We start from the raw sequence: 6,188 nt of genomic DNA, 5'->3' as shown, positions 1-6,188 counted from the left end.
TATTCTTAGTTTAGCGCGTAGCAGGATATCAAAATCCGCCGCGGATCTCATACTAACCTGTCACCAAAACCCCATTTTTTGCCGAGAAATCTGCTGATTTTCTGTCTGTCGCTCACTTTTTATGCGTCAGTCAAAAGCAAAAAACTCCCGTTAGGGAGTTTAGTTGAAAACCGTCGGCATGAAGGGATTAACGGTAGCCGTTAGGGTTCTTGCTCTGCCAGTTCCAGGTATCGCGCATCATTGCATCGATACCACGGGAGACACGCCAGTTCAGCTCTTTGTCAGCCAGTGAAGCATCGGCCCAGAACGCAGCAAGGTCACCAGCACGGCGTGGCGAGATCTGGTAAGGGATCTCACGGTCGGCAGCTTTCTCAAACGCCTTCACCATTTCCAGCACTGAATACCCTACTCCGGCACCCAGGTTATAGGCTTTGTAACCTTCAACCTGACCAATATGATCCAGCGCTTTCAGGTGACCTTCGGCCAAATCCATCACGTGGATGTAGTCGCGTTCACCGGTGCCATCTTTGGTTGGGTAATCACCGCCAAAGATACCGAGCTTTTCCAGACGCCCAATAGCAACCTGCGCGATGTAAGGCAGCAGGTTATTTGGAATACCGTTTGGATCTTCGCCAATCTGACCAGACTCATGCGCACCCACTGGGTTGAAGTAACGCAGTGCGATGGTTTTGAAATCTGGATTTGCTTTCGCGTAGTCCCGCAGAATGAATTCCACCATCAGCTTCGACGTGCCGTAAGGGCTGGTCGTGCCGCCGATTGGCGTGGTCTCTACGTAAGGTACAGGCGCATCGGCACCGTAGACTGTCGCAGAAGAGCTGAAAATGAACTGGTTTACGCCAGCTGCACGCATCTCTTCCAGCAGAACCAGCGTTCCGGTGACGTTGTTCTGGTAATACTCCAGCGGCATACGTGTGGATTCGCCTACGGCTTTCAGACCGGCAAAGTGAATGACCGCAGAAATATCGTGCTGGGCAAACAGATCGCGTAAACAGGCACGATCCAGGATATCACCTTCGCAAAATGTTGCCGTCTTCCCTGCCAGTTTCTCGACCCGGTTGACAGATTCACGTGAAGCATTGCTCAGGTTATCCAGTACTACAACGTCGTCGCCACGCTGTAACAGCGTAAGCACCGTGTGGGAACCAATGTAACCAGCTCCGCCCGTTACTAAAATAGCCATGTTGACTCCTTGCAACCACGCAGAGCGTGGCTACGTTCAGATGCGGATTATTTAGCCAGGATTGCTTTGATCGACTCGCGGAAATCACGACCCTGCGCGTTGTTTCTCAGACCCCAGGATACGAAGGCTTTCATATATCCCAGTTTACGGCCGCAGTCAAAGCTTGTGCCGGAAAGTTGGTGCGCATCAACGGGTTGTTTCTTGGCGAGGTTGGCGATGGCATCCGTCAGCTGGTAACGTCCCCAGGCGCCTGGCTCAAGGTTTTCCAGCTCATTCCAGATATCTGCAGACAGCACATAACGGCCTACCGCAGCCAGGTCGGAATCCAGCTTCTGTGGCTGTTCTGGTTTTTCTACGAAGTCCACAATCTGGCTGACCTGGCCTGGGTGATCCAGTGTCTCTTTGGTTTTGATAACCGAGTACTCAGACAGATCGGCTTCTGGCATATGGTGCACCAGCACCTGGCTGCGCTTGGTCTCTTCATAACGAGCAACCATTGCGGCCAGGTTGTAACGCAGTGGGTCAGCTGTAGAGTCATCCAGCAGGATGTCTGGCAGCACAACCACGAAAGCTTCATCGTGCAGCATAGGACGCGCGCACAGGATGGAGTTTGCCAGGCCCAGCGGCTGCGGCTGGCGCACGTTCATAATCGTCACGCCCGGAGGACAGATCGATTTTACTTCGCTCAGAAGCGAACGCTTAACGCGGGCTTCCAGCAGCGCTTCCAGTTCATAGGAAGTGTCAAAATGGTTTTCAACCGCATTCTTGGACGCGTGGGTGACCAGAACAATTTCCTTGATCCCTGCTGCAACGCACTCATCGATGATGTACTGAATCATCGGCTTGTCGACGATCGGCAACATTTCTTTTGGAATGGCTTTTGTAGCAGGGAGCATGTGCATACCCAGACCCGCAACGGGGATAACTGCTTTAAGCTTGGTCATATTTTTTCCATATAAATGAAGTAAAAAACGTTCAACGATTATGCATTAAAGAGATGATTCACAAGTATAATCTTAATCTGAAAATTTAGCAGCGGCGGGTCAATAAATCTGCCAGCCTTTTTTAGAGCGCATCTTGCTGAACCTGCTGAGCTTTTAAAATAAAAAAGGCGACTGCCGAAGCGGTCGCCTTGTTATCAAAATGCCTCTTTTAGGATTAAAGCCAACCGACAAACCATTCAGGTCGGACAAATAGATTGAAGTAGCTCACTAGCGCCATAATCCCGACAAACACCACCGCCACCGACATCCACTGACGGGCATAAGGTAAGAATGGGATGCCTATCACCGGTTTGATAAAGAACGGATGAGCAAAGGCAGAAATCAGCACCTGTGAAATCGACAACGTCAGCGCTACATACCACACGTTTGGATAGATCCACGTCGTCGCCAGTACCGCCACCACAATCAGACTCGCCACGATGTTCCAGTAGAACTCGACGTTAGTCCGGCCGTTTGCCTGCGAGATAGATCCGGTCAATCCCCCCATAGGGCGCAGCATGCCGAACAGCAGCATCAGAGGGATCAGATGCGCTACCGCCTCATGGGACGAGCCGTAAAGAACCCGAACAATGACTGGGGAAAGGATGCCGATACCTAAGTAAATCAGGCTGCTAAACAGCATAATCGCCAGCGTTCCCTTCAGGAACAACTTCTTCAGCTGCTCAGGGTCATGCTGCTTCTCAGCAAAGCGCGGCAGCGCAAGGCGATTGATTACCGGCGTAACCAGTTTAAGCGGCTGCAGCACCAACTCTTTAGCCAGCGAGTAGACACCGAGCATATCCGCCCCCATCACTTTACCGACAATCAGGGAGTCGGCCTGGGTACGAAGCTGGTTGATGGTTTGAGAACCCAGCTGATAAACGCCGTACTTCAATGAACTGAAGAAAGTTGGCTTATCAAACTCAAACGTTGGGCGCCAGGATTTCTCACCAAACCAAATCATGCAGGCTACGCGCATCGCGGCATTGGCAAACAGCCCCAAAATCACGGCAGACACGTTAAGTGTGGTGTAGTAGATCAGCCCGACAGTAAACAGGAAGGCAAACAGTTTGGTCACCATCTCTATTTTAGCCAGCAGGACCATCCGCTTAGCTTTAATAAAGTGCGCCTGATACTGCGAAAGCGAACCCAGTATAAGAAAGTTAATACTTGTCAGCATAATCAGTCCCGTCAACTGCGGGATATGATAAAAATGCGCAATCGGCCAGGCTATAGCAATTAACAGCAGGCCAGTGAGCAAACTCAGTAATACGTTTACCCAATATATCGTGCTCTGTTCTTTGCGGGTTATATTCTGCCGGTGCACAATATAACTGCTCATGCCCATATCCTGCAGCACCATCGCGACGGCTAAAATGGCGTTGATGATTGCAAGGATGCCCAGCTCATGCGTTTCCAACTTTCGGGCAAGCACGCCAAGCTGAACGACCTGCAATACCGCAGCAAAACAGGTACCGCCAAAAAGCCACGCTGCCTGATTTTTTAAACCGCTCACGCAAGTTGCTCCAATAATTTAGCCAGTTGCTGATAGGCAATATGCTGGTTAAATTCTTTTTCAACTTTCGCCCTGGCTGCCGCAACGACCGGCGCTACGTCCACATCGCCTTTCGCCAGCTTCAGAAGGATCTCACTGAGCGCTTTGGCATCCCCTTCCGGAGCAAGCCAGCCCGAGACGTTGTTTTCAATCAGCTCGGGGATACCGCTGTGAAGCGTAGAGACCACCGGCAGACCTACCGCCATAGCTTCCATCAGCGCAACGGGGATCCCTTCCATATCGCCATCTGCTGCCGTCAACGAAGGCAGCAGGAAGATATCGGACTCATCCAGGTAGCGTTTGATCTCTTCCTGAGGCTTAAAGCCGACCAGCTCCACGCAGTCTTCCAGATTAGAGGTGCGAATGGTATTGCGCAGCTCTTCTTCCATATCACCATAGCCAATAATGGTGTATTTGAAGTCAGCCCCTGCCGCCTTAAGGTACTTACAGGCGTCAACGGCTATGCCCAGGCCTTTCTTCTCAGTAAGACGAGCAACGGAAAGGATACGCAGAGGAGTATGAAGCGCAGTGCGAACCTGCAGGTTGAACAGTTCAGGTTCAATGCCCATACGAATGACGTGAATTTTTTCCGGCGGGCAGCCCATTGAAATCAGCTTCTTCTCCCAGAGATGGCTGATTGGCAGCAGCATCTCGGTATGATTAAAGAGATTTTTATAGTCCTGCTTGTGCTCTTCCAGAATATGGCGGCGTGAAATATCCGCTCCATGGAACACGGTCACCTGCTTGCCACGAAATACACCCAGCTCGCGGAGCTTGTTCGCCAGTGCACCGGCATAGCCGAAGTGCACCAGGAAAATGTCAGCGGTAAAAACTTGCTTAGCGTTGGCAACAATCGCCGGCAGCAACAGCTTGCTGGACTGGGCACCGTAGCGCCCAATATTGAACGATTTAAACGTCTTAGCGCTGAGGATTTTAGGCAGAACAATCTGCAGTCGCTGCTTCAGCTTCTCCGCATTATTGGTCTTTTCCTCAGGCAACAGATAGTGCGTTTTTTCTGCCAGATTGTAGCGGTCAAACGCACCATGCCGGTTTACCAAATCGCCAGGAAACACCGAGATGATTTCAACATCATAGCCACTGTCAATAAAATGCGTGACCTGGTTCAGAACGAAGGTTTCTGAAGACACCGGAAATCGCATTGTGAAAAAGGTTAGTTTCATCGATTCACCCTAAAATCTTGACGACGTCTTCGGTAATTTTGTTCCCCAGGATCCGCTCCTGCTCAACGGCATTATTTACCTGCTGTTTGACTTCATCATAGTTGTCGAGAATAGCGTTAACTTTTGCAATGATGCTGCCATCCATCAGACTTTTCACGTCCGTTGCCATTTCTGGCAGGCCAAGCTGATTCATAACACCGAGCGATTTGTGTTCATAGTTAATCGCTACGGCTGGAGTACCAAAGTTCATGGAAATGATTGCAGAGTGTAGACGAGTGCCAATGGTTAAATGGCTTTGTCCCAAAAGGATCCCTAATTCAAGATCGTTAAACTCATCCATGATGACATGATATTTATCTTTTTGAATGACGTGATCGCTGAGCGTCATCGCTACCATACGGTCATCCTTATGGTAGCTGTCAATACCGGTACAGGTTGACAGCGCAACGACCTGATAGCCCCTTTCAATAACAGCATTAATCACTTTAGCAAAGGCGATTTCATACTCTTGCTGCGTTACACCAAGGCGTTTATCAAAAGGCGCTAATTCACGAACGGTGATCGCCACCGTTTTGCTGGACGCGACCAGGTTTTTCCAGTGAATCAGGTTATGGCTTGGCTGTTCAATTTCACGCGCGCGCACAAGAAATGCCGTATCCGCACCTGACTGAACCTTTTCAGTGGTGATATTGCTTTCTTTCATCATCTTCAGGCTGACGCTTTCACGCAGCACCAGGCTATCGACCCGGGCAAAGACAAAGTTAGCAATCTCATTGAATCTTTCTTTCTGGAAAGGCCCAACACTGTGACCAATCAGATAGATCGGTTTCTTTGCCAGCAAAGCACAGAGCGAATGCTCAAACTGCAACGGACCATATAAATCGACGAAGAAAGAACCGCCAACCTGAATAATCGCGTCGTACTGCTTCAGCTTATTAGTAAATTCCTGAAGATATTTAGGCACGGCAAATGACTTGAAAATGCCTTTACCGCTGATGTGCGCCATCATGATCTTCGGCATCAAGCGGCGTTTAACTTTGTCACTCAGCTTGTTGGTTTTTTGTGCTTCGAGGAACAGCTCATCAGGCTGAATCTCTTGTTGCAACAAATAGCCCGAACTGGTGGGATAACGGCTGATTACATCAATCTGAATGTCGTTCCTTGCGAGGTTAAGCGAATCAATAATCCCACGTAAAATAGCACCATCACCACGGTTCCCGCAGGTGTGATTGCCAACCAACAAAATCTTCATAAAACCCCACAAGTTT

The 6,188-nt window shown here is 49.8% G+C and carries 5 protein-coding genes; all 5 read right to left on the bottom strand.

Going from position 1 to position 6,188, the window contains the following annotated elements:
- Nucleotides 1–187: 187 nt before the first annotated feature.
- The 5 genes from galE to wcaK all read right to left on the bottom strand — a co-directional run bounded on the left by galE (nucleotide 188) and on the right by wcaK (nucleotide 6,172).
- Nucleotides 188–1,201, bottom strand: coding sequence for a UDP-glucose 4-epimerase GalE (gene galE, locus WCC56_RS08080; protein WP_424691880.1), 1,014 nt, complete (start codon nucleotides 1,199–1,201; stop codon nucleotides 188–190).
- 47 nt (nucleotides 1,202–1,248) lie between these two features.
- Nucleotides 1,249–2,145 carry a UTP--glucose-1-phosphate uridylyltransferase GalF gene (gene galF, locus WCC56_RS08075; protein ID WP_424691879.1) on the bottom strand — a complete coding sequence of 299 codons (897 nt, stop codon included), beginning with the start codon at nucleotides 2,143–2,145 and terminating at the stop codon, nucleotides 1,249–1,251.
- A 214-nt stretch (nucleotides 2,146–2,359) separates the two neighbouring features.
- Complete coding sequence (locus WCC56_RS08070; protein WP_424691878.1) at nucleotides 2,360–3,700, bottom strand: MOP flippase family protein; 1,341 nt, start codon at nucleotides 3,698–3,700, stop codon at nucleotides 2,360–2,362.
- On the bottom strand, nucleotides 3,697–4,920 hold the full coding sequence (locus WCC56_RS08065) for a glycosyltransferase (RefSeq protein ID WP_424691877.1): 1,224 nt from the start codon (nucleotides 4,918–4,920) through the stop codon (nucleotides 3,697–3,699). Before WCC56_RS08065 ends, WCC56_RS08070 begins: the two co-directional genes overlap by 4 nt.
- Nucleotides 4,921–4,924: 4 nt before the next feature.
- Nucleotides 4,925–6,172, bottom strand: coding sequence for a colanic acid biosynthesis pyruvyl transferase WcaK (gene wcaK / locus WCC56_RS08060; protein WP_424691876.1), 1,248 nt, complete (start codon nucleotides 6,170–6,172; stop codon nucleotides 4,925–4,927).
- Between the last annotated feature and the right edge of the window lie 16 nt (nucleotides 6,173–6,188).

Source organism: Erwinia sp. (assembly GCF_049696395.1).
Classification (GTDB): Bacteria; Pseudomonadota; Gammaproteobacteria; order Enterobacterales; family Enterobacteriaceae; genus Erwinia.
Note: the sequence above shows the minus strand (reverse complement) of the source record. Positions and strands in the feature narration are given on the sequence as shown.

Coding starts and splice junctions, on each gene's coding strand:
- galE (WP_424691880.1), bottom strand. CDS start 1,201: ATGGCTATTTTAGTAACGGGCGGAGCTGGTTACATTGGTTCCCACACG.
- WCC56_RS08065 (WP_424691877.1), bottom strand. CDS start 4,920: ATGAAACTAACCTTTTTCACAATGCGATTTCCGGTGTCTTCAGAAACC.
- galF (WP_424691879.1), bottom strand. CDS start 2,145: ATGACCAAGCTTAAAGCAGTTATCCCCGTTGCGGGTCTGGGTATGCAC.
- wcaK (WP_424691876.1), bottom strand. CDS start 6,172: ATGAAGATTTTGTTGGTTGGCAATCACACCTGCGGGAACCGTGGTGAT.